Below are 19,901 nucleotides of genomic sequence, written 5' to 3'. Positions count from 1 at the left end.
CGGCGGCGAGCGGGGCTGACGGGTGGTGGTTTGGGGCCTGCCGGCCTGCGGATGCGGCTACTTGACGGCGATCGGGTTGACGGGTGACCCGACCGCGCCGGTGATCGGCAGGGGCGCGGCGGTCAGCCAGAACTCGTGGATCCCGTCCGCCGCACAGTCCTCGGCGAGCTCCTCCAGGTCCCACATCTCGCCGATCAGCAGCCCCATGTTGGGGATGACGACCTGGTGCAACGGCTGGAAGGCGTTCTCGAATTCGTTCGGCCGCACCTCGAAACCCCAGGTGTCGGTGGCGATCGCGGCGATCTCCGTACGGTGCAGCCACCCGGCCGTGCCGAACGACAGCCCCGGCGCGGGCCCGCCCGCATAATCGCCCCACCCGTCGCGGCGCACCCGGGCCAGCTGCCCGGTCCGTACGACGACGAGGTCACCGCGGCCGACACGCACTCCGTGCGCCTCGGCGGTCGCGGTCAGATGCTCCTCGGTGACGGCGAACCCGTCGGGCAACTCGCCGTCTGTGCCCACGACTCGGCCCACATCCAGCAGGACACCGCGCCCGGCGACGTACGGAGCCATGTGCTCGATACCGGTGACCAGGTCACCGTCGGAGGTGACGACCTTCTCGGCGGCCCGTCCGTTCCAGGCGTGGCCGTGGTCGAAGATGTGCCCGAGCCCGTCCCACTGGGTGGAGCACTGCAACGGCATCGCGATCACGTCGTCGGCACCGCCGATACCGTGCGGGAAGCCCTGATTGCCGAGGGCCGCGTCGGTACCGGTGTCGAGCATGGTGTGGACGGGATTGGTGCGCCGGCGCCAGCCCTTCTGCGGCCCGTTCATGTCGAACCGCTGCGAGAGGGAGAAGCTCACCCCGCGCCGTACGAGTGCCGCACCCACGCGCCGCTTGGCCGCGTCGAGGAAGTTGAGGGTGCCGAGCACATCGTCCGCGCCCCAGCGCCCCCAGTTCGAGTACGCCTTGGCGGCCTCGGCGACGGCGCCCTCGGGATCGTGCCGGTTCAACGGGTTCATGAGGTCTCCTCGACACAACGCGTGCGCTGCGCGCCCAGCCCCGTGATCGACCCCTCCATGACGTCGCCGTCGCGCAGCAGCCGCCCCCAGTGGATGCCGTTGCCCGCCGGACTGCCGGTCAGCACCAGGTCACCCGGCAGGAGCCGCGCGGTCCGCGAGATGTACGACACCAGCCGCGCGACGCCGAAGAGCATGTCCTTGGTGGACTCGTCCTGCATGGTGTCGCCGTTGAGCCTGAGGGTGACCTGCAGATCACCGGGGTCGGCGACGGATTCGGCGGGCACCAGCCAGGGCCCGAGCGGGGTGAACCCCGGGGCGTTCTTGCAGCGCAGCCAGTCGGTGCCGATGGCCTTCATGTCCCGCCGGAAGACGGTGGCCCGGTCGGTGAGGTCATTGGCGATCGTGTACCCGGCGACGTACTCCAGGGCCTCCTCGACGGACACCCGGTACGCGGGCCTCCCGATCACGGCCGCCAACTCCAGCTCCCAGTCGGGCTGTTCGGCCCAGTCCGGTAGGACGACATCGTCGTACGGCCCGGCGACGGTGCTCGGCAGCCCGATGAAGACGTACGGCAGATCCTCGGCGGCCCGCCGGTCCATCACCGCGGCGATCTCGGCCCGCGCCTCCTCCACCGTGCGCGGATCGTCGGGGGAGCGGTGGGCGACCTCCAGGTCGATCACATGCTGCCGGTAATTGGCACCGGACTGGAAGATCTGCCGGGGCTCGACGGGGGCGTGCACCCGCAGCCCCTCCAGCGCCCGCCAGTCCCGGGTGTCGTCGTCCGCCAGGGCGCGCAGGGCGGGGAGCGTCTCCTCCCACCGTTCCAGTACGGCACGTATGCCGGACGGGGCCCAGCCCAGGGCGCCGCCGCTCAGATCGAGGACCCGTTCCTCGGCCAGGAGACCGGGGAACGGATCCCCGTCCGGGGCGGAGAACGTGCCGAGCGCGAACCGGCCGGCAGGTTGCACGAGCGTGGCCATCAGATTTCCTCCTGCTGGGTTGCGGTCTACTCTGGCGTCGATCGACGGATCACGGAAATAGATCCTGTGGATGAGAAGTATTCGTGCGTTGGATGGCTCTGCTTATGGCTCTGTCTGCCCTGTGCTCTGGTGGTGACCGGTGAACCTGTCTCGACTCGACCTCAACCTCGTGCTCGCCCTGCGTGCCCTGCTGGAGGAACGCAACGTCACGCGGGCCGGTGAGCGCGTCGGGCTGAGCCAGCCGGCGATGAGTGCGGCACTGTCCCGGCTGCGCCGCCACTTCGACGACGAACTCCTCGCCCGAACCGGCAACTCCTACGAACTCACCCCGCTCGGCGTCGCGTTGCGGGACCGCAGCGCCACCGCGTGCGATCTGCTGGAGCGCGTCTTCGCCAGCCAGGCCGACTTCGACCCGGCCGCCGAGAGCCGCGAGTTCACACTGCTCGCCTCCGACTACGGCGCGGCCGTGTTCGGCGCCGCGCTCGCCCGCGCCCTGCACCGGGAGGCACCCGGGATCCGGCTCACGTTCCAGCATTCGACGCCCGCGGTGGTCGAGAACACCGGGACGGTGCTGAGTACGGTCGACGGGTTGTTGCTGCCGCACGGGATCATCGACGGCTTCCCGGCTGTCGATCTGCACCAGGACCGTTGGCTGTGCATGGTCGCCGACGACAATCCGGAGGTCGGTGACGAGCTGACCCTCGACCAGCTGTCGCAGCTGCCGTGGGCGGTGTATCAGCGGCCCTACGACGCCCCCGCCGCCCGCCAGCTCAGCATGATCGGCATCAGCCCACGCGTCGAAGTGTCCGTGCAGACCTTCCAGTTGCTGCCCCATATGGTCGAGGGCACCCGGCGGGTCGCGATGATCCAGGAACGGCTGGCTCGGGGCGCGGTGCGGGCGGCGGGGGTGCGGGTGCTGCCGTGTCCTTTCGAGGCGGTGCCGGTGCAGGAGGCGATGTGGTGGCATCCGGTGCATGCGCAGGATGCGGCGCATATTTGGTTGCGGGGGAAGGCGACCGAAGTTGGGGCGACGTTGGGGTGAGTGCCGCGACTGGTTGTGGTTTGGCTGCGGCGCCGTCGTGGCTGGTCGCGCCCACGCGGCGGAGCCGCAAATCGATACAGCCCCGCGCCCCTTAAGGGCGTTGCAGCGAAGCCAACCGATTTGGTTGCCGCCTCGCGGCTGTCCGTAGTCCCACCGCAACCAGTCCCGTGGTCAGCCCCAGCACACCCACCGCCCCCGCCAGGCTGCCCACCGCCGACTCCCCGGCCAGCAGCACCAGCGGGCATACGAACTCTCCGCCGAAGAACGCCGCCATCCACAGGCCCGTCCCACGTCCACGGTCCTCGAAGGCCAGGCGGGACATGGCGCTCGTCAGCAGGGCGGGCAGCAGCATGCCCGTGCCCAGGCAGTTGATCACCGCGCCTATGACGAGCAAGGGCGCATTGCCCGCCAGGAACATGACCCCGAAGCCGGTCGCGCACAGGGCGAGGACGGTGGGCAGCAGCGGGCCGGGGGCGCGTTTCAGGCGGGCGAAGGTGATCGCGCCGCCCACGGTCGCGGCGCTGGCGACGGCGGTGGACAGGCCGATCACACCGGAGTTCTCCACGCCGAGGTCGTCGAGCAGGTACGACATCTCGACGGGGACCGTGTAGAAGACCATCGCGCCGAAGAAGGTGAGGGCACAGATGCCCGCCATCTGCCGTAGGGGGAAGGGGCGGTGGGGTTCAACGGTCCTGTCGCCTGCCTCGCGTGCCGCCGGATTGGGCAGCGCGGAGGCCATCAGCGGGGCGAGGACCAGACTCACGGCGTAGATCCAGAAGGGCACCTTCCAGCCCGCCGCGCCCACCGCACCGCCGAGCACGAAGAAGACGGTGGCCGATGCGGAGGCGCACATGGTCTGCAGGGCGAGATACCGCACCCGCTGGTGACCGCTGTAGTAGTCGCCGATCAGCGTGGTGCAGCAGGTCATGATCGCCGCCTCGGCGACACCCACCAGGGCGCGGCTGGCAATGATGCCGCCGAGCGAGTCCAGCCAGAGGGGCGCGGTGCCGAACACGGCGTACAGCAGGGTCGTGACGATCAGCAGACGCTTACGGCCCAGCCGGTCCACGATCACCCCGGCGAACGGGGCGAGCAGCGCGAGCGACAGCGCCGGCACGGTGAGTGCCAGCGGTACGAGTGCCTTCGCGCCGGGTGTCGAGGCGAAGTGGTCCTGCATCCTCGGCAGCACCGGGGCGATCAGTACGGCCCCCAGGATCGGCAGACAGCTGCCCGCCATCAGCAGCGTCACGCGCAACCGATGGGCCGGGCCGGAGACGGGCAGGGTCGAGGAGACGGCGTCGTCGACCGCGGCGGGCGGCGGGACGGAACCGGGCATGGCGACTCCAGGGGACGGATTGCGGGAGCGGGCATGCCGGTCACGGGCGCCTACGACGCACGGCATGCTGTTTCGGGGGCCGCACGACTGCGGCTGGTCCGGACAGCGGCGTGCGGTAGCCATGACTATGGGCCGCCCGATTCGCCGCCGCCATCCTCCGGACGATCCGAATCCCGTATCCACTTCATCCACGACATGGATGAGCAGCCTCCACCCCACGCCGTCCGCGATCACACCACAAGGGCGATGCCGGGCCCGGACACTCCGGACCCGGCATCACCGGGGCTGCACCAGCGAGGATCAGCTGCTCCTGGTTACCACTGGTCCTTCTGGTGCTTGGTGTGGGTGGGCTTGGACGGGTAGTCGGGCTTCACGGGGTGAGCCGGCTTGCTCGGGTAGTCGGGCTTCGCCGGGTGGGCGGGCTTGGAGGGGTAGTCAGGCTTGGCGGGGTGAGCGGGCTTGCTCGGGTAGTCGGGCTTGGCGGGCTTCGCGGGGTACGCGGGCTTGGACGGGTAGTCGGGCTTCGCCGGGTGGGCCGGCTTCGACGGGTAGTCGGGCTTGGCGGGCTTGGCCGGGTACGCGGGCTTCGACGGGTACTCGGGCTTGGCGGGCTTCGCGGGGTAGGCCGGCTTTGACGGGTAGTCGGGCTTGGCGGGCTTGGCCGGGTACGCGGGCTTCGACGGGTACTCCGGCTTCGCCGGCTTCGCCGGATACGCGGGCTTGCTCGGGTAGCTGGGCTTGGCCGGGTACTCGGGCTTGGCCGGCTTCGCAGGATAGGCAGGCTTCACCGGGTAAGCAGGCTTGGCGGGATAGGCCGGCTTCGCGGGCTTGCTGGGGTACGCGGGCTTCGACGGGTAGTCGGGCTTCGCGGGCTTGGCCGGGTAGGCCGGCTTGCTCGGGTACTCGGGCTTGGCGGGCTTCGCGGGGTACGCAGGCTTCGCCGGGTACGCAGGCTTCGCGGGGTACGCGGGCTTTGACGGGTAGTCAGGCTTGGCGGGCTTGGCCGGGTAAACGGGCTTCGCGGGGTAGCTGGGCTTGGCCGGGTACTCCGGCTTGACCGGCTTGGCGGGGTAGACGGGCTTGGCGGGATACACCGGCTTCGCGGGCTTGGCCGGATACACGGGCTTCGCGGGATACGCGGGCTTGACCGGCTTCGCCGGGTACTCGGGCTTCACCGGCTTGACGGGGTACTCGGGCTTGGCCGGCTTCGCGGGATAGGCCGGCTTCACCGGGTGCGCGGGCTTGCTCGGGTACTCCGGCTTGACGGGCTTGGCCGGATAAGCGGGCTTCGCCGGGTGCTCGGGCTTGGCCGGATACACGGGCTTCACCGGATGAGCGGGCTTCGCCGGGTGGACCGGCTTGGCAGGGTGTTCCGGCTTCGCCGGGTAAGCGGGCTTGCCCGGGTGCACCGGCTTGCCGGGATGGGCCGGCTTCGCCGGGTACTCCGGCTTGGCGGGGTGGCCCGGCTGGCCCGGGTGGCCCGGATGTGTGGGCTTTGGTGCGTGGGCCGGGCTGCTCGGGTACGGCGGGTGTGGGTTCGTGTGGCCATCGGCGTAGGCGGCGCTTCCGCTCGCCAGGGCGGCTGCGGCTAGCGCGGCGGCCATGGCTGGCGTAAGAACAGATCGCCATCTCGGCGATGTCGTCATCTTCCACTCTCCTCGACTTGGTTCAGGGCCTTGTGACGGCTGGTCAGCACCAAGAGCCGGACAGTGGAATGGATAGGAAATCGGCTGATATGAAAAACACTGTGGGGCCAGAAGCCCCCGGATGGTGTAGTGCGGGGAGGCCAGTTGGCCCGGCGTCACGCCGCCGGACGCACCAGACCGGACTCGTACGCGAAGGTCACCGCCTGCACCCGGGCCCGCGCCCCGATCTTGGTGAGGATGTTGCTGACATGCGTCTTCACGGTGGTCGGCGCGATGGACAGCCGCTCAGCGATCTCGGCGTTGGACCAGCCGGAGGCGACGGCGACGAGGACGTCCCGCTCACGTCCGGTGAGGACGTCGAGCCCGGACGCGCGCGGCAGGATGCGTGCGGCGCGCTGGTCGCGGACGGCATCGATGAGTGCGCGGGTCAGGGCCGGGGTGACGACGGCGTCCCCGGCGGCCACGACCCGGACGGCCGAGGCGAGCTCGTCGGGGGCGGCGTCCTCCAGGAGGAACCCGTCCGCACCGGCGCGGAGGGCGGCGTAGGCGTGGTCCTCGTCGCCGGCCGGCGTGAGCAGCAGTACGCGCGGGGTGTGCGGTTCCGTGTCCGTGGCCGGGAGGGGCTGAGGGAAGGGGCGCCGGTGAGTGAGGCGCCGTACCGTCTCGATGCCGTCCGTGCCCGGGAGGTGCCCGGCGATCAGGACGACGTCGGGGCGGAGCCGTGCGTTCATCCGGATCGCCTCGGCGCCGCTGGTGGCCTCCCCGGCGATGCTCAGGTCGGGCTCGGCGCCCAGGAGCATGCGCAGGGCGAGGCGCTGTAGGGACTGGTCGTTCACCACGAGTACGGAGACCATGGCTGTCTTCTTCCTGGCCGGTGGAGGCGGGTGGCGGCCTGCCCTGCGGAACGAAACGGTTTCGTTCACCACGTTAGCGTAGCTCGTGTAAAGGCGGAGTAGGAGGCCGGTCAGGACTTCGCCCGTACCAGCCCGGCGTCGTAGGCCATGATCACGGCCTGGACGCGGTCGCGGGCGCCGATCTTGGCGAGGACCCGTCCGACGTGCTTCTTCACGGTGGACTCGGTGAGGACCAGCTGCTCGGCTATCTCCGAGTTGGTCCAGCCCTGGGCGATGGCGACGAGCACCTCGCGCTCGCGGTCGCTGAGGGTGCGCAGGCGGGGGTCCTCGGGCAACGGGGCGTCGGCCGGGGCGAGGACTTGATGGGCGTAGGCGTCGAGGAGGCGGCGGGTCAGGCGGGGCGCCACCACGGCGTCGCCGGTCGCGACCGCGCGGATGCCCGCGACGAGTTCCTCGGGGCGGGCGTCCTTGAGCAGGAAGCCGCTGGCGCCGGCGCGCAGTCCGTCGTAGGCGTACTCGTCGAGGTCGAAGGTGGTGAACGCCATGACCTGCGGGACGAGATACGCGGCCACCGTGAGGCCGGCCAGGACGTCGCCGCGCAGCCAGGAACGGCGGTAGCCGAGCAGGACGACGACCCCCGGCACCAGGCGACGCCACCCCGGAACCCGCCCCTCCTTGCCCTGTCCCATCAGCCACCCTCCTCCGCCCGGCGGCCCCTCAGGATCCACCGCCCCGCCCCGAACCGCGACAGCCGAGCCGCGGGCGGCCGGTCATGCACCCCGAAGTGCGTTGCGTACAGGGCCGGTCGGCCCCTCGCGGGGACTTGCGGCCCCTGCCGGCGGTCCCGTCCGCGGACCAGGCTCGCATCGGCGGGCCCGATGCCAGGACGCGGAGAACTCCGGGGAGTTGAGGATGACGGACATGCCGACCGTCGTCGGCGTCGACGGCTCCGAGCCGAGCCTGCGGGCCGTCGACTGGGCGGCCGACGAGGCCGCCTCGCCCAAGTGGACGTGACCGCTGAAACCCCCGACCAGGAGGGGGCCGGTGCCGCCGATCACCGGTCCCCTCCGTCGGGAACATGGGCACGGCGGGCGTCGTCGTCCGGTCCGGTCACCTCCCCGCACCACCCCCGCCCGAAGTCAGCAGCATGCCCGTCACCAGGTCGGGTCGGATGCGGATCGCCTGGTCCATGGTCTGGTCGATCCACGGGTGCACCAGGGTTCGGCAGTGGGCCAGGTCGTCGGGGTCGGTCACGAGGCGGGCGTAGCCGGTGACCACGACGCTCCAGCCGAGGTGGGTCCGTGGGTCGGGGGCGTCCGCTTCGTAGGCGACGACGACTCCGGGGCCGTCGGCCCGTTGGGTGTGCGAGGTGAGTGCGGAGCCCTCGTGGGTGCGGATGACGATGTCGCCGCGGTCCAGGGCGTGGTTGACCGGGCGTACGGTCGGCAGCGCGTGGCGGGTGAAGACGATCCTGCCCAGCGACACACTGCCGAGCAGCCGCAGCGCCTCGGCGCCGTCGAGCTCGATGCGGTGGCGCGGTTCCGAGAGGACCGGCCGGCTGTCGTCGTGGACCATGACGGGCTTCCGTTGGGGTGCGTTGCTGACGGGGCGGCCCGGACCCGCGGCTCGCCCTTCGGCCCGGATGCGCACGGAGCGACACCGCGGGGGATCGGTGCCGCTCCTGACTCCACTGTCCCCCTCGCCACGGCCGCTGCCAAGGGCCGATGGGCCCGGGTGCGGGCCGAACGGCCCAGGTGTCCGGCCGGGGTGCGCGCTCCGGACCCCGGATGCCCCCAGGGGTCGATTCCATGCCGTCCGCTCGTGGAGGCCGGTAGCGTGAGCCGTAACCGGAGCGACGGGTGTCGGACCGCCCACGGGACCGGAGGAGACGCAGGTGGGAAGCCCTGAGGAGGCCGGGGAAGCCCGCATACGGCTGCCGCAGCTGAGGCTGGACGAGCTGCTGGAGGAGCTCCAGGCCCGGCTGGACGCGGCCCGCGGCACCCGTGACCGGGTGCACAGCCTGCTGGAGGCGGTGCTCTCGGTGGGCAGGGAGCTGGATCTGGAGCAGGCCCTGCACAGCATCGTGGAGGCCGCCGCCGTACTGGTCGACGCGGAGTACGCGGCCCTCGGGGTGATCGGACCGGACGGGCGGCGGCTGTCCGGTTTCCACACGGTCGGGGTGAGCGAGGAGCGGATCGCCCAGATCGGCCACTATCCGGAGGGCCACGGCATCCTCGGCGAGCTGATCCGCCACCCCGAGCCGCTGCGCCTGGCCAGGATCTCCGAGCACCCGGCGTCGTACGGTTTCCCGCCGAACCATCCGCCGATGAACACCTTCCTCGGCGTCCCCATCCGGGTGCGCGACCAGATCTTCGGGAACCTGTATCTGACCGAGAAGCGGGGCGGGGCCCAGTTCGACGACGAGGACGTCTCGGTGACGTCGACGCTGGCGGTCGCGGCCGGTGTCGCCATCGACAACGCGCGTTTGTACGAGGAGTCCCGGCTGCGTGAGCGGTGGCTGCGGGCGACCGCGGAGATCACCCACCGGCTGATGTCGGGCAGCGAACAGGGCGAGGTCCTCGGGCTGATCGCCGACCGGGCCCGGGAGATCACGGGAGCGGCGCTCGCCGTGGTCGCGATGCCGATGCGCGACACCGGCTCGCTCGGCGTGGAACTCGCCATAGGGCCGGGTGCCGAGACCCTGCGCGGCCTGGTGCTGCCGGCCGACGCGGGCCTGATCGGCGAGGCCTTCTCGACGGCCGCCCCGGTCACCACCGCGGACGTCTCCGCCTCCGACCCGCCGCGTTTCGCGGGCCTCGGCCCGGCGGCAGCCGTTCCGGTGGGGACGGGGGACGGCGGCGTACGGGGAGTGGTGCTGCTGGTCCGTGAGGCGGGGCGGACGGTTTTCACGCACAAGGAGATCGAACCGCTGCTGGGTTTCGCGGCGCAGGCCGCCGTGGCGATGGAACTCGCGGAACGCCGGCAGGACGCCGAGGAGGTCGCCGTGCTCAAGGACCGCGACCGTATCGCCCGCGATCTGCACGATCTGGCGATCCAGCGGCTGTTCGCCACGGGGATGACGCTGCAGAGCGCGGGCCGTTTCATCGAGCATCCCGAGGCGTCCGAGCGGGTGGTGCGCGCCGTGGACGACCTGGACGAGACCATCAAGATCATCCGGTCGACGATCTTCGGCCTGCGTTCCCGCGAGGGCGCCGCCGGTGCCGGACTGCGGGCCCGTGTGGTCCGGGTCGCGGGCGAGGCCGCGCCGGTGCTCGGATTCGCCCCCAGCGTGCGGATGGAGGGCCTGGTCGACACCCGCGTCCCGCGCGAGATCGCCGACCATGTGATCGCCGTCCTCTCCGAGGCCCTCACCAACATCGCCCGCCACGCCCACGCCGACCGGGCCGACATCGCCCTCACCACGGACCCCCACCGGATTCGCCTCACCGTCTCCGACAACGGCGTCGGCATCCCGGCGGACGGCCGCCGCAGCGGACTGCGCAACATGGCCGAACGCGCGCACCAGCTGGGTGGCGAACTCGAACTGACCAGCCCGCCCGGACAGGGCACCACACTCGTGTGGCAGGTACCGACACCACCCGAGTGACGACACCGAGGAGAACAGGTACGTGGAAGACCGGAAGCAACAGGAACAGGCGAGCCCCGCGGTCCGCAAGCGCGTCCAGGACAACTTCGACCGGCAGGGTCTGATGGCGCACCTCGGCGCTCGGATCACCGAGATCGCACCGGGCCGTGTGCACATCGTGCTTCCGTCCCGTCCCGAGGTGTCCCAGCAGCACGGCTTCATCCACGCCGGCGCCACCAGCGCGATCGCCGACAGCGCCGGCGGCTACGCGGCGCTCACGCTGCTCGCCGACGACAGCGAGGTCCTCACCGTCGAATACAAGATCAACCTCCTCGCGCCCGCCGTCGGCGACCACATCGAGGCGATCGGTACGGTCCTGAGGTCCGGACGGACCCTGACCGTCTGCCAGTTGGAGGTGTACGGCGTCCGCGACGACGGCGAGCGCAAGCTCGTGGCAAACGGCCAGCAGACGCTGATCCGCGTGAGCGGAGACGGGGGCGGTACCAGGTGAGCGACGCAGTCGAGGCCGCCGAGGTCCGTCGCTTCTGGGGGGAGCTCGGCCTCCCCGGCCTGATCGACGTCCACACCCACTTCATGCCCGAGCGTGTCCTGCACAAGGTCTGGGAGTACTTCGACACCAACGGACCGCTGATCGGCGGCCTGGACTGGCCGATCGCCTACCGCACACAGGAGACGGAACGGACCGCCCTGCTACGGGAGTTCGGCGTCCGTGCCTTCACCTCGATGCTCTACCCCCACAAGCCCGGCATGGCCCGATGGCTCAACGAATGGGCCGCCGACTTCGCCCGCCGCACACCCGACTGCCTGCACACCGCCACCCTCCACCCCGACCCGGACGTCGAGACCTACGTCCGCGAGGCCATCGAGGCAGGTGCGCGCGTCTTCAAGGCGCATGTGCAGGTGGGGGCGTACGACCCGGCCGACGACCGTCTCGACCCGGCGTGGGGACTGCTCGCCGAGACCGGGATCCCCGTGGTGACGCACTGCGGCTCCGGTCCCGCGCCCGGCAAGCACACCGGCCCCGAGCCCATCGCGCGCGTGCTCGCACGGCACCCGCGACTGCGGCTGATCGTCGCGCACCTGGGCATGCCCGAGTACGAGGAGTTCCTCGACCTCGCCGAGCGGTACGACGAGGTGCGGCTGGACACGACGATGGCGTTCACCGACTTCACGGAAGGGTTCCTGCCGTTCCCACGCCGGGCCCTGCCCCGGCTCGGCGCCCTCGGCGACCGCATCCTGCTCGGCACCGACTTCCCCAACACCCCGTACCCCTATCTGCACCAGCTCCAGTCCCTGGAGCGCCTGGGACTCGGCCGGGAGTGGCTGCGGGCGGTGTGCCACGACAACGCGGCGAGGTTGTTCGGCCTGTAGCGCGGTCGGAACACGGCGTACGCCTTCGCGTCGGCGACGGAGACCCGCAGGAAGCAGTGAAAATTGCTCCCACTGAACGCGGACGACATCGCCGCCGGGAGGCATGGATGAGTGCACGATCCGAGATGGTCCAGGCATGGCTGGAGCCGCGGGCCGGGGAGATGGTGGACTTCCTCGCCCGTCTCGTTGCCGAGCCCACCGAGAACCCGCCCGGGGTGGGGCTCGGCCGGTGTGCGCGGGTGCTGGGCGAGGAGATGCGGGGGCTGGGTCTGGAGCCGGAGCTGCTCGACATCACGGGGGCGCACAGCCTGGAGGACCCCTACGTCGTGCGCGGCACCGCGGGGGAGGGAGGGAAACTGCTCTACTTCCACGGCCATTACGACGTGGTCCCGGTGCAGGACCGCGAGCAGTTCGCCATGCGGCGCGAGGGCGGCAGACTGATCGGCCGCGGCACGGCCGACATGAAGGGCGGCATCGTCAGCATGGTCTACGGGGCGGCGGCCGCGAAGGATCTGGGGCTGATCGGTGACGGCCGGATCGTGATCCATCTCGTCCCGGACGAGGAGACCGGCAGCGTCGTCGGCGCGGGCCAGCTGCGCGAGCACCACCTGATCGACCCCTCCGCGATGGCGATGGTCACCGGCGAGCCCAGCGGCGGCAACATCTGGAACGCCGCGCGGGGTGCCATCAGCCTCAAGGTCGGCTTCGAGGGCCGCGAGGCGCACGTCGGACAGGCCTCGTTCGGCATCAACACCTTCGCGCACATGGTCCATGTGGCCCGGCCGCTGCTGGCCTACGCCGAGGAGATGGCCGCCCGCCCCACCGGCTACGCCATGGACCCCGCCGACCCGACGGGGTCGATGGTCGTCGTCGGCGGACTGTCCGGCGGCGGGTCGAACTTCAACGTCGTACCCGCCGACGCCTGGTTCACCGTCGACAGCCGCTTCAACCCCGAGGAGGACCTGGACGCCGAATTGGAACGGATGACCACGATCATCCGCGAGGCGGCGGCCGAGGTCGACGCGAAGGTCACCATCGACGTCACCCAGTTCCAGCCGCCCGCCGGAACCCCCGCCGACCATCCGGCGGGAGCGGCGCTGGCGCGCTGTGTCGGCGAGGTCCGCGACGAGCCGGCCAGGTTCGAGATGTGCGGCGGGATCCTGGAGAACCGCTGGTACGACCAGCTGGGCATCCCCGCGTTCGGATTCGGCGCCGGCCGTCTGGACGTATCCCACGGCCCCCATGAGCACGTCGACGAGCGGGAGTTGTTCCGGGTCGCCGCCGTCTACGCCCTCTACGCCGGCGAACTCCTCGGATGACGGTTCCGCCGGAGGCGTTCAGGCAGCGGTGTGCGGTAATCGGGCAGCAGCCCCTGCGCGCGCAACGCCGACCTCAGGAAGATCCGGACGACCCGCTCGCGACGGGCGGTCATCCAGCCGATCCCATGGAGCCGGCAGACGCGTTCGCCGGCGAGGTAACGCGTCACGTCCCTGCCGAACGGCCGTAAGGGCGCCGGGAACCAGCGCTCGGCGAAGAAGTCCATCATCGCGGTCGCCACCCGCCGGCCGGCCTCCGTCCGCTGGTACGGCCGGGCGTCGAACTTCGCGGCGAACTCGTTCATCGCGTCCCAGTCCTCGGGGAACGCCTCGTCGGCCAGCGGCCCGGACGAACGCTCCAGGAGCCGGAACAGCGCCCGCGCCCAGTGGTGCCAGGCGGTCTTCATCGGCTCGCCGATGCCGGGCAGCCCCAGCGAGGTCCGCAGCCGGTCGCCGGAGGTGGCCAACAGGACCAGGGGATATACGAAGTCGTCGACGCCGTCGAAGTTGCCGGGCAGGTGCGGGGTCCCGCGGTCGACGGCCCGGTGGATACGGTTCAGCCGCTCGGCGGCCTCGCGGCCCGCCGGGCTGGACAGGCCGTCGACCATCCATGCCGTCAGGAACGCGTTGCCGTCGTGGAAACGTCTGTGGGGCCGCGTCTCCAGCTTCGACGTATGCGCGAGGGTGGCGGCCGTCGCACTCGGCTGCATCATGCGCATCGTGCCCGGATAGATCATCATCGCGAGGCCGAACTCCGGGACACGATGGCCGACATAGAGCGAGACCATCCGCTCCCAGTCCCGCTCCGGATCCATCCGCGCCAGCTCACGGTCCACCCACCTGTACCCACGGCGCACTGTCGATTCCCTTGGTCTCGTGGCCCCGTGAGAGGAGGACGCGCGCGCCTTCACCGTCCGATGCCGCGATCCCGTGTGACGTGAGCCACATTCCCCTGCGGTGGCGTTCAGGGCATCGACGGTCATCCCGGGATACTGGCCGCATGGATGAGGTCAAGGTCGTCGTCGCCCACTCCGAGCGCGCGACCCTGCGCGTCGGCGATGTGTTCCTGAAGGTGGACGCCGATCAGGCGCGTATCGACGTCGAGGTCGAGGCGATGGCCCTGGCGCCGGTCCCGACCCCGGAGATCCTGTGGCGCGAGCCGCCCGTGCTGGCGATCGCCGCAGTCCCGGGGACGGTGCTCGGCCGCCTCGGTGAGCCGTCGACCGCGTCGCCGGCGGTATGGGCCGCGGCGGGCGCCGCCGTCCGGAAGCTGCACGACGCGCCGTTGCCGCCCCGGCCCGGCGGGGCGGGTCGGGCCCTCGACGAGCTGACGGAGGAACTCGACCGCGAGTGCGAGCTGCTCGTGGCGAGCGGCGCCCTGCCCGCCGACCTGGTCACACGCAACCGCCAGGTCGCCCAGGCCGCGCTCCGCCCATGGACCCCGGTGTTCACCCACGGCGATCTGCAGATCGCCCATGTGTTCCTCGACGGCGACGAGGTCACCGGCATCATCGACTGGTCCGAGGCGGGCCGGGGCGACGCCCTGTACGACCTCGCCACCCTGACGCTCGGACACGAGGAGCACCTCGACGACGTCATCGCTGGCTACGGCACCGACGTCGACCGCGATGTGATCCGCGCATGGTGGTCGCTGCGAAGCCTGCTGGCGGTCCGCTGGCTGATCGAGCACGGCTTCGACCCGTCGGCGCCGGGCTGTGAGGTCGATGTGCTGAGGGCCCGGATGTGAGGGGAGCGAACCTGGTGGGGGATGTGGCGACGGGACCGCCGGCAGCGGATCTGGCGCAGGTCGGCCACGGCGTCGTCAGTCCTCCCGCACCGGGCCCGCGCACCATCGAGTGCGACGCCGCCGCCTCCCGAGCGGGCATCAGTCTCCCGGCGTCCTTCGCCCAGGGCAGTGCGGCACCTGCAGGACGACCCTCGTCTCCGGCACCGTCGACATGCGGCACAACGGAGGCATAAGGCCCCGAGAGTTCGCCCGGAACAATATCCTGCTCTGCTGCCCGAAACCCGGGATGGCCCGTTCCGGCTGCCGACCCCCGCGCGCGCGGATACAGTGCTGCCGACCAGTGGGGGAGACGACATACATGGACGAGCTGACCTTCACCGCGACGACGGTGTTCGCGGCACTTCTCGGCCAGGCGACACAGGACACCTACGCCAAGGCGCGGGACATCATCCAGCGCCTGCTGCGACGCGGCGACCAGCCGGACGCCGCAGCCGAGTTGGCCCGCCTCGACCGGGATCGTGCGACCGTGGCCGAGTGCTCCGCGTCCGAGCGGGAAGAGGTGGCGCGCAGGGCGGCGGCCGGGTGGGCGCTGGGCCTGGAAGGACTCGTACGCGCGGACCGTGAGGCCTTCGAGGAGCTGCGGGCGCTCGTGGAGCGGGACGGGCCGACCACGGTGGTGAACCAGCACAACCACGGCACGGGCACCTTCATCAACGGCAGTGTCGCCGGGGGGCTCACCATCAATCACGGTGCGGCGCATGGCAGAGACACCTGAACCCCCGGCCAGGCTGGACCAGCACAACCACGGACCCGGCATCTTCATCGCCGGTGACGTCATCGGTGACGTCATCGGCGATGTGCACCACCATCCTTCGTCCCGGCCGGCCTCCCACCGGACCGGGCCCGTCGAGGCGCCAGCGCCGCACGAGAACGAGACGGACAGGAAGAGCCCGCTCAAGTCCCTGATGGGGAACGGCTTCGGGGCCTTCATGCTGTTCGGCACGGCCGGCTACGGTCTGGCAACCGTGTTCATGCCGACGCATCCGACATCGGAACGCGTCATGTCGGTCCCCTTGGCGGCTGCTCTGGCCTTGGGCGGTCTGGTGCCCCTGGTATCCGCACTCGCCGCGCTCGCCGAACTCTGCGCCACGGGCGCGGCCAACGCGGCCCACGCGGCCGGTTCGGCGGGCGCACGAGCACGGGACGGCCGACGTACCGCCGCCCACTTGGGCCTGCGACACGCACAGCTGCTCGCCCGCACGGCCCACTTCAGCGCGGTGCTCGCCGGTTTCGTGCCGGTGCTCATCGGCTTCTGGGCCCCGAGCGGAAGGGCGGCGAACCGCGCCCAGGACGCCGGTGATCGTGCGGAGTCGGCGGTCGCCGAGGCGCGTGAGGTTCTTGAGCGGCGTGATCCTGGCAGGTGACGGCGGCTACTCCGTGCCGTCCGCCGGCAGGCGCTCCGGCAGCCCGAGCCGCGGGAACCGGTCGTCGTGGAACGTGACGATCTCGGTGATCGTCCCGCCGGTGACGCGCAGGACGTCGATCGTCAGCGGCAGGTACGCGCCCTCCTGCTTGTGCCAGAGGTAGAAGGCGACGGCGGGCTGGCGGTTCACGGAGGTGAGGACGGTGCGCAGGCCCCGCATGCCCTCGAAGCCGCTGTCGACCCAGTCCTTCACCACGGCGTCACGGCCGACGAACAGGCCCGGCGTGGGCGGCATCGAGCAGCGGACGTCGTCCCGGAGCAGGGTGGCGAGCCTGCCGATGTCCGTGGCCACGCTGGCGTCGGTGTAGCGGCGCACCAACTCCCGTGTCCCGGCGTCCTGTTCGCCGCCGGTCCAGTCCTGCCGCTCGGCGGGCAGATGTTCCCGCATGCCGGCGCGGGCCCGCTGCAGCGCGCTGTTCACGGAGTTGACGGAGTCCCCGAGGAGCTTCGCGACGTCCTTCGCGGGCCAGCCGAGCACGTCCCGCAGGATCAGCACGGCCCGTGGGCGCGGCGCGAGGTGCTGGACGGCGACCACATACGCCAGCTCGATCGTCTCCCGCGCGACGGCCACGGACTCCGGCTCGTCCGCGTCACCCGCGGGCAGCTCGTCGAGCAGCCGGTCCGGGTAGGGCTGCAGCCACAGCACCTCGCCGCCGGTCGCGGGCTCCGGGCGGTGCTTGGCGAGCAGGTCGAGGCAGGCGTTGGTGGCGATCCCGTACAGCCAGGCCCGGAACGTCGACCGCCCCTCGAAGGTCTCCCGGCGCCGCCAGGCCCGGAGGAACGTCTCCTGCACGGTGTCCTCGGCGTCCTCGAACGACCCGAGCATCCGGTAGCAGTGCACATGCAGCTCCCGCCGGTGCCGCTCCGCCAGCCCCGAGAACGCCCGCTCGTCGACCTCGCCCAGCCCGCTCACGCCCTGCTCCGCACTCATCACGTCATCCTTCCACCGCGTCGTGTCCCGACGTAGGTGTGACGGGTACGGGCGCGAAAACTCATCACCGGGTCGGCGGCGGCGCCGGCCGGACCGGGACGCCCGTGGCGCCCCGGCCCCCTGGAAACCCCGTGGTCAGGGTGCGGGCGGCAGCTCGCCTCGGACCCTGCGGGCGGCGCTGACCAGGTTCTCCAGCGACGCCCGGGTCTCGGGCCAGCCGCGGGTCTTCAGGCCGCAGTCGGGATTGACCCACAGCCGCTCGGCCGGGATCGCCTCCAGGCCGGTGCGCAGCAGCTCCGTGGCCTCCTCGGCGCTGGGGACACGGGGTGAGTGGATGTCGTAGACACCCGGTCCGGCCTCGCGCGGATAGCCGTGCGCGGCCAGCTCGCGGGCCACCTGCATATGGGAGCGGGCCGCTTCCAGGCTGATGACGTCGGCGTCGAGGTCGTCGATGGCCTGGACGACGTCCCCGAACTCGGCGTAGCACATATGGGTGTGGATCTGGGTGTCCGGCCGCACTCCGGCTGTGGTGAGCCGGAAGGCCTCCGTGGCCCACTCCAGATACGCGGAGCGGTCGGCGGCGCGCAGCGGCAGCGTCTCCCGCAGGGCCGGTTCGTCGACCTGGATGACGGAAGTGCCGGACGCCTCAAGATCGTCGACCTCGTCGCGCAGGGCGAGGGCGACCTGGCGGGCCGTCTCGCCGAGCGGCTGGTCGTCGCGGACGAAGGACCAGGCGAGCATGGTGACCGGCCCGGTGAGCATGCCCTTGACCGGGCGGGCGGTGAGGGACTGGGCGTACGTCGTCCAGCGCACCGTCATCGGCTCGGGCCGGGAGATGTCGCCGGCCAGGATCGGCGGACGGACGTACCGGGTGCCGTAGGACTGGACCCAGCCGTGCTGTGTCGCCAGATACCCCGTCAGCCGCTCGGCGAAGTACTGGACCATGTCGTTGCGTTCGGCCTCGCCGTGCACCAGCACGTCAAGGCCGGCCTTCTCCTGGAAGGCGATGACCTCCCGGATCTCGGCCTTGACGCGCTCCTCGTAGCCGGCTGTGCCGATCCGCCCGGCGCGCAGGTCCGCGCGGGCCACGCGCAGTTCGCCGGTCTGCGGGAAGGAGCCGATGGTGGTGGTCGGCAGCAGCGGCAGCCCGAGGTGGGCGCGCTGCGCCGTGGCGCGTTCGGCGTACGGCTGGGCGCGTCGGGCGTCGGCGTCGGTGACCGCCCCGGCACGGTCGCGTACGGCCGGGTCACGGGTGATCGGCGAGCCCGCGCGGGACGCCAGGTCGGCGCGGTTGGCGGCGAGTTCGGCGGCGATGGTGTCGGTGCCCCGGGCGAGGCCGCGCGCGAGGGTGACGATCTCGGCGGTCTTCTGCCGGGCGAAGGCCAGCCAGCGCAGGATCTGCGGCTCGATGTCCCGCTCGGCGGATGCGTCGAGCGGCACATGGAGGAGGGAGCAGGAGGCGGCGACGTCGACCCGGTCCGCGAGCCCGAGGAGGGTGCCGAGGGTCGTGAGGGACTTCTGGAGGTCGTTGATCCAGATATTGCGGCCGTTGACGACCCCGGCGATCAGGCGCTTGCCGGGGAGCCCGCCGACGGCGGCCAGGCCGTCGAGGTTGGCGGCAGCGGACTCGGTGAAATCCAGGGCGAGACCCTCCACCGGGGCCTTGGCCAGGACGGGCAGGGCGTTGCCGAGCCGGTCGAAGTAGGAGGCGATCAGCAGCTTCGGGCGGTCGGGGAGGGCGCCCAGTTCCCGGTAGGCACGTGCGACGGCGTTCAGCTCGGCCGGGGTGCGGTCCTGCACGAAGGCGGGCTCGTCCAGCTGCACCCACTCGGCGCCGGCCGCCCGCAGGTCGGCGAGCACTTCCGCGTACACCGGCAGCAACCGGTCGAGGAGGCTGAGCGGCTCGAAGTCCGCGGGGACGCCCGGCGCGGGCTTGGCGAGGAGGAGGTAGGTGACGGGGCCGACCAGCACCGGCCGCGCGGTGAGACCGAGGGCGAGGGCCTCCTTCAGTTCCGCGACCTGCTTGGCGGAGTTCGCGGTGAAGCCGGTGTCGGGGCCCAACTCGGGGACCAGATAGTGGTAGTTGGTGTCGAACCACTTGGTCATTTCCAGCGGGGCGACGTCCTGGGTGCCACGGGCCATGGCGAAGTAGCCGGCCAGCGCGTCCGCCTCTACGGCGGATCGGTGGCGCTCGGGGATCGCGCCCACCATGACGGTCGTGTCGAGCACATGGTCGTAGTACGAGAAGTCACCGGTCGGCACCTCGTGGATGCCGGCGTCGGCGAGCTGCCGCCAGTTGGCGGCACGCAGACCGGTGGCGGTGGAGCGGAGGGCGTCGGCGGTGACGCGGCCCTTCCAGTAGCCCTCGATGGCCTTCTTCAGTTCCCGGTTCTGTCCCTGGCGGGGGTAGCCGTACACGGTGGCCCGTGCTGCCGCGGCTGCGGACTTGCTGGTCACGGAGATCTCCTTCGCGAGACGATTCCCTGAGATCCCGGAGACGGGACGAGAACGCGAAGGGGTGACGAACCGGACGGATTCGATCTCGCGCGGCTAAGCACGGTCGTC

18 protein-coding genes and 1 pseudogene are annotated in these 19,901 nt (G+C 71.3%); 9 read left to right on the top strand and 10 right to left on the bottom strand.

The features are described from left to right. Positions 1-57: 57 nt before the first annotated feature. Both IE325_RS03515 and IE325_RS03510 read right to left on the bottom strand, forming a co-directional pair. Positions 58-1,023 carry a cyclase family protein gene (locus IE325_RS03515; protein ID WP_190068138.1) on the bottom strand — a complete coding sequence of 322 codons (966 nt, stop codon included), beginning with the start codon at positions 1,021-1,023 and terminating at the stop codon, positions 58-60. Beyond that, positions 1,020-2,003, bottom strand: a complete 984-nt coding sequence (locus IE325_RS03510) for a fumarylacetoacetate hydrolase family protein (protein WP_190068137.1) — start codon at positions 2,001-2,003, stop codon at positions 1,020-1,022. The genes IE325_RS03515 and IE325_RS03510 overlap by 4 nt, the downstream gene beginning before the upstream one ends. Before the next feature lie 139 nt (positions 2,004-2,142). Here IE325_RS03510 and IE325_RS03505 point away from each other — a divergent pair, with 139 nt between their 5' ends. Further along, the gene (locus tag IE325_RS03505; protein WP_190068136.1) at positions 2,143-3,045 is read left to right on the top strand and encodes a LysR family transcriptional regulator; all 903 of its coding nucleotides are present in this window, start codon (positions 2,143-2,145) and stop codon (positions 3,043-3,045) included. A 91-nt stretch (positions 3,046-3,136) separates the two neighbouring features. Here the strand turns inward: IE325_RS03505 and IE325_RS03500 are convergent, their stop codons facing one another. From IE325_RS03500 to IE325_RS03480, 4 genes are all read right to left on the bottom strand, one after another. Then, on the bottom strand, positions 3,137-4,381 hold the full coding sequence (locus IE325_RS03500) for an MFS transporter (RefSeq protein WP_190068135.1): 1,245 nt from the start codon (positions 4,379-4,381) through the stop codon (positions 3,137-3,139). A gap of 314 nt (positions 4,382-4,695) precedes the next feature. Then, on the bottom strand, positions 4,696-5,985 hold the full coding sequence (locus IE325_RS45945) for a hypothetical protein (RefSeq protein ID WP_229911629.1): 1,290 nt from the start codon (positions 5,983-5,985) through the stop codon (positions 4,696-4,698). A 197-nt stretch (positions 5,986-6,182) separates the two neighbouring features. Further along, positions 6,183-6,881 carry a LuxR C-terminal-related transcriptional regulator gene (locus tag IE325_RS03485; protein WP_190068133.1) on the bottom strand — a complete coding sequence of 233 codons (699 nt, stop codon included), beginning with the start codon at positions 6,879-6,881 and terminating at the stop codon, positions 6,183-6,185. A 110-nt stretch (positions 6,882-6,991) separates the two neighbouring features. Then, entirely contained in the window at positions 6,992-7,570 is a 579-nt protein-coding gene (locus IE325_RS03480; RefSeq protein ID WP_229911628.1) for a LuxR C-terminal-related transcriptional regulator, read from the bottom strand. Between the two features lie 223 nt (positions 7,571-7,793). Between IE325_RS03480 and IE325_RS03475 the strand changes: the two are divergent. Continuing rightward, positions 7,794-7,877, top strand: a pseudogene (locus tag IE325_RS03475) (universal stress protein); the annotation flags it as partial. 114 nt (positions 7,878-7,991) lie between these two features. Here the strand turns inward: IE325_RS03475 and IE325_RS03470 are convergent. Beyond that, the gene (locus IE325_RS03470; RefSeq protein ID WP_190068132.1) at positions 7,992-8,456 is read right to left on the bottom strand and encodes a pyridoxamine 5'-phosphate oxidase family protein; all 465 of its coding nucleotides are present in this window, start codon (positions 8,454-8,456) and stop codon (positions 7,992-7,994) included. Positions 8,457-8,775: 319 nt separating this feature from the next. On the opposite strand from IE325_RS03470, the gene IE325_RS03465 reads away from it, so the two are divergent. The 4 genes from IE325_RS03465 to IE325_RS03450 all read left to right on the top strand — a co-directional run bounded on the left by IE325_RS03465 (position 8,776) and on the right by IE325_RS03450 (position 13,178). After that, positions 8,776-10,488 carry a GAF domain-containing sensor histidine kinase gene (locus tag IE325_RS03465; RefSeq protein ID WP_190068131.1) on the top strand — a complete coding sequence of 571 codons (1,713 nt, stop codon included), beginning with the start codon at positions 8,776-8,778 and terminating at the stop codon, positions 10,486-10,488. A 22-nt stretch (positions 10,489-10,510) separates the two neighbouring features. After that, positions 10,511-10,978 carry a PaaI family thioesterase gene (locus tag IE325_RS03460; RefSeq protein ID WP_190068130.1) on the top strand — a complete coding sequence of 156 codons (468 nt, stop codon included), beginning with the start codon at positions 10,511-10,513 and terminating at the stop codon, positions 10,976-10,978. Further along, on the top strand, positions 10,975-11,859 hold the full coding sequence (locus IE325_RS03455; protein WP_190068129.1) for an amidohydrolase family protein: 885 nt from the start codon (positions 10,975-10,977) through the stop codon (positions 11,857-11,859). The genes IE325_RS03460 and IE325_RS03455 overlap by 4 nt, the downstream gene beginning before the upstream one ends. A 107-nt stretch (positions 11,860-11,966) precedes the next feature. Continuing rightward, positions 11,967-13,178, top strand: coding sequence for a M20 family metallopeptidase (locus IE325_RS03450; protein WP_190068128.1), 1,212 nt, complete (start codon positions 11,967-11,969; stop codon positions 13,176-13,178). Here IE325_RS03450 and IE325_RS03445 read toward each other — a convergent pair. After that, entirely contained in the window at positions 13,154-14,011 is an 858-nt protein-coding gene (locus IE325_RS03445) for an oxygenase MpaB family protein (protein ID WP_229911627.1), read from the bottom strand. The two genes, IE325_RS03450 and IE325_RS03445, sit on opposite strands and share 25 nt — an antisense overlap. 164 nt (positions 14,012-14,175) lie before the next feature. Between IE325_RS03445 and IE325_RS03440 the strand changes: the two genes are divergently transcribed. The 3 genes from IE325_RS03440 (at position 14,176) to IE325_RS03430 (ending at position 16,346) form a co-directional block, all read left to right on the top strand. After that, a complete protein-coding gene (locus tag IE325_RS03440; RefSeq protein ID WP_190068126.1) occupies positions 14,176-14,922 on the top strand; it encodes a phosphotransferase family protein in 747 nt (248 codons plus the stop codon). A 358-nt stretch (positions 14,923-15,280) separates the two neighbouring features. Beyond that, positions 15,281-15,697 carry a hypothetical protein gene (locus IE325_RS03435; RefSeq protein ID WP_190068125.1) on the top strand — a complete coding sequence of 139 codons (417 nt, stop codon included), beginning with the start codon at positions 15,281-15,283 and terminating at the stop codon, positions 15,695-15,697. Beyond that, positions 15,681-16,346, top strand: coding sequence for a hypothetical protein (locus tag IE325_RS03430; protein ID WP_190068124.1), 666 nt, complete (start codon positions 15,681-15,683; stop codon positions 16,344-16,346). Before IE325_RS03435 ends, IE325_RS03430 begins: the two co-directional genes overlap by 17 nt. A 6-nt stretch (positions 16,347-16,352) precedes the next feature. Here the strand turns inward: IE325_RS03430 and IE325_RS03425 are convergent, their stop codons facing one another. Then, on the bottom strand, positions 16,353-17,336 hold the full coding sequence (locus IE325_RS03425) for an RNA polymerase subunit sigma-70 (RefSeq protein ID WP_190068123.1): 984 nt from the start codon (positions 17,334-17,336) through the stop codon (positions 16,353-16,355). Positions 17,337-17,471: 135 nt separating this feature from the next. Further along, the gene (gene metE / locus IE325_RS03420; RefSeq protein ID WP_190068122.1) at positions 17,472-19,793 is read right to left on the bottom strand and encodes a 5-methyltetrahydropteroyltriglutamate--homocysteine S-methyltransferase; all 2,322 of its coding nucleotides are present in this window, start codon (positions 19,791-19,793) and stop codon (positions 17,472-17,474) included. Positions 19,794-19,901 lie beyond the last annotated feature (108 nt).

It is taken from the genome of Streptomyces lanatus, assembly GCF_014655715.1.
GTDB classification, from domain to species: Bacteria; Actinomycetota; Actinomycetes; order Streptomycetales; family Streptomycetaceae; genus Streptomyces; species Streptomyces lanatus.
Note: the sequence above shows the minus strand (reverse complement) of the source record. Positions and strands in the feature narration are given on the sequence as shown.

Excerpts from the sequence above, each read along its gene's own strand:
- IE325_RS45945 (WP_229911629.1), bottom strand. The coding sequence starts at position 5,985 with ATGGCCGCCGCGCTAGCCGCAGCCGCCCTGGCGAGCGGAAGCGCCGCC.
- IE325_RS03440 (WP_190068126.1), top strand. The coding sequence starts at position 14,176 with ATGGATGAGGTCAAGGTCGTCGTCGCCCACTCCGAGCGCGCGACCCTG.
- IE325_RS03510 (WP_190068137.1), bottom strand. The coding sequence starts at position 2,003 with ATGGCCACGCTCGTGCAACCTGCCGGCCGGTTCGCGCTCGGCACGTTC.
- IE325_RS03480 (WP_229911628.1), bottom strand. The coding sequence starts at position 7,570 with ATGGGACAGGGCAAGGAGGGGCGGGTTCCGGGGTGGCGTCGCCTGGTG.
- IE325_RS03430 (WP_190068124.1), top strand. The coding sequence starts at position 15,681 with ATGGCAGAGACACCTGAACCCCCGGCCAGGCTGGACCAGCACAACCAC.
- IE325_RS03425 (WP_190068123.1), bottom strand. The coding sequence starts at position 17,336 with ATGAGTGCGGAGCAGGGCGTGAGCGGGCTGGGCGAGGTCGACGAGCGG.
- IE325_RS03500 (WP_190068135.1), bottom strand. The coding sequence starts at position 4,381 with ATGCCCGGTTCCGTCCCGCCGCCCGCCGCGGTCGACGACGCCGTCTCC.
- IE325_RS03470 (WP_190068132.1), bottom strand. The coding sequence starts at position 8,456 with ATGGTCCACGACGACAGCCGGCCGGTCCTCTCGGAACCGCGCCACCGC.
- IE325_RS03450 (WP_190068128.1), top strand. The coding sequence starts at position 11,967 with ATGAGTGCACGATCCGAGATGGTCCAGGCATGGCTGGAGCCGCGGGCC.
- IE325_RS03485 (WP_190068133.1), bottom strand. The coding sequence starts at position 6,881 with ATGGTCTCCGTACTCGTGGTGAACGACCAGTCCCTACAGCGCCTCGCC.
- IE325_RS03435 (WP_190068125.1), top strand. The coding sequence starts at position 15,281 with ATGGACGAGCTGACCTTCACCGCGACGACGGTGTTCGCGGCACTTCTC.
- IE325_RS03515 (WP_190068138.1), bottom strand. The coding sequence starts at position 1,023 with ATGAACCCGTTGAACCGGCACGATCCCGAGGGCGCCGTCGCCGAGGCC.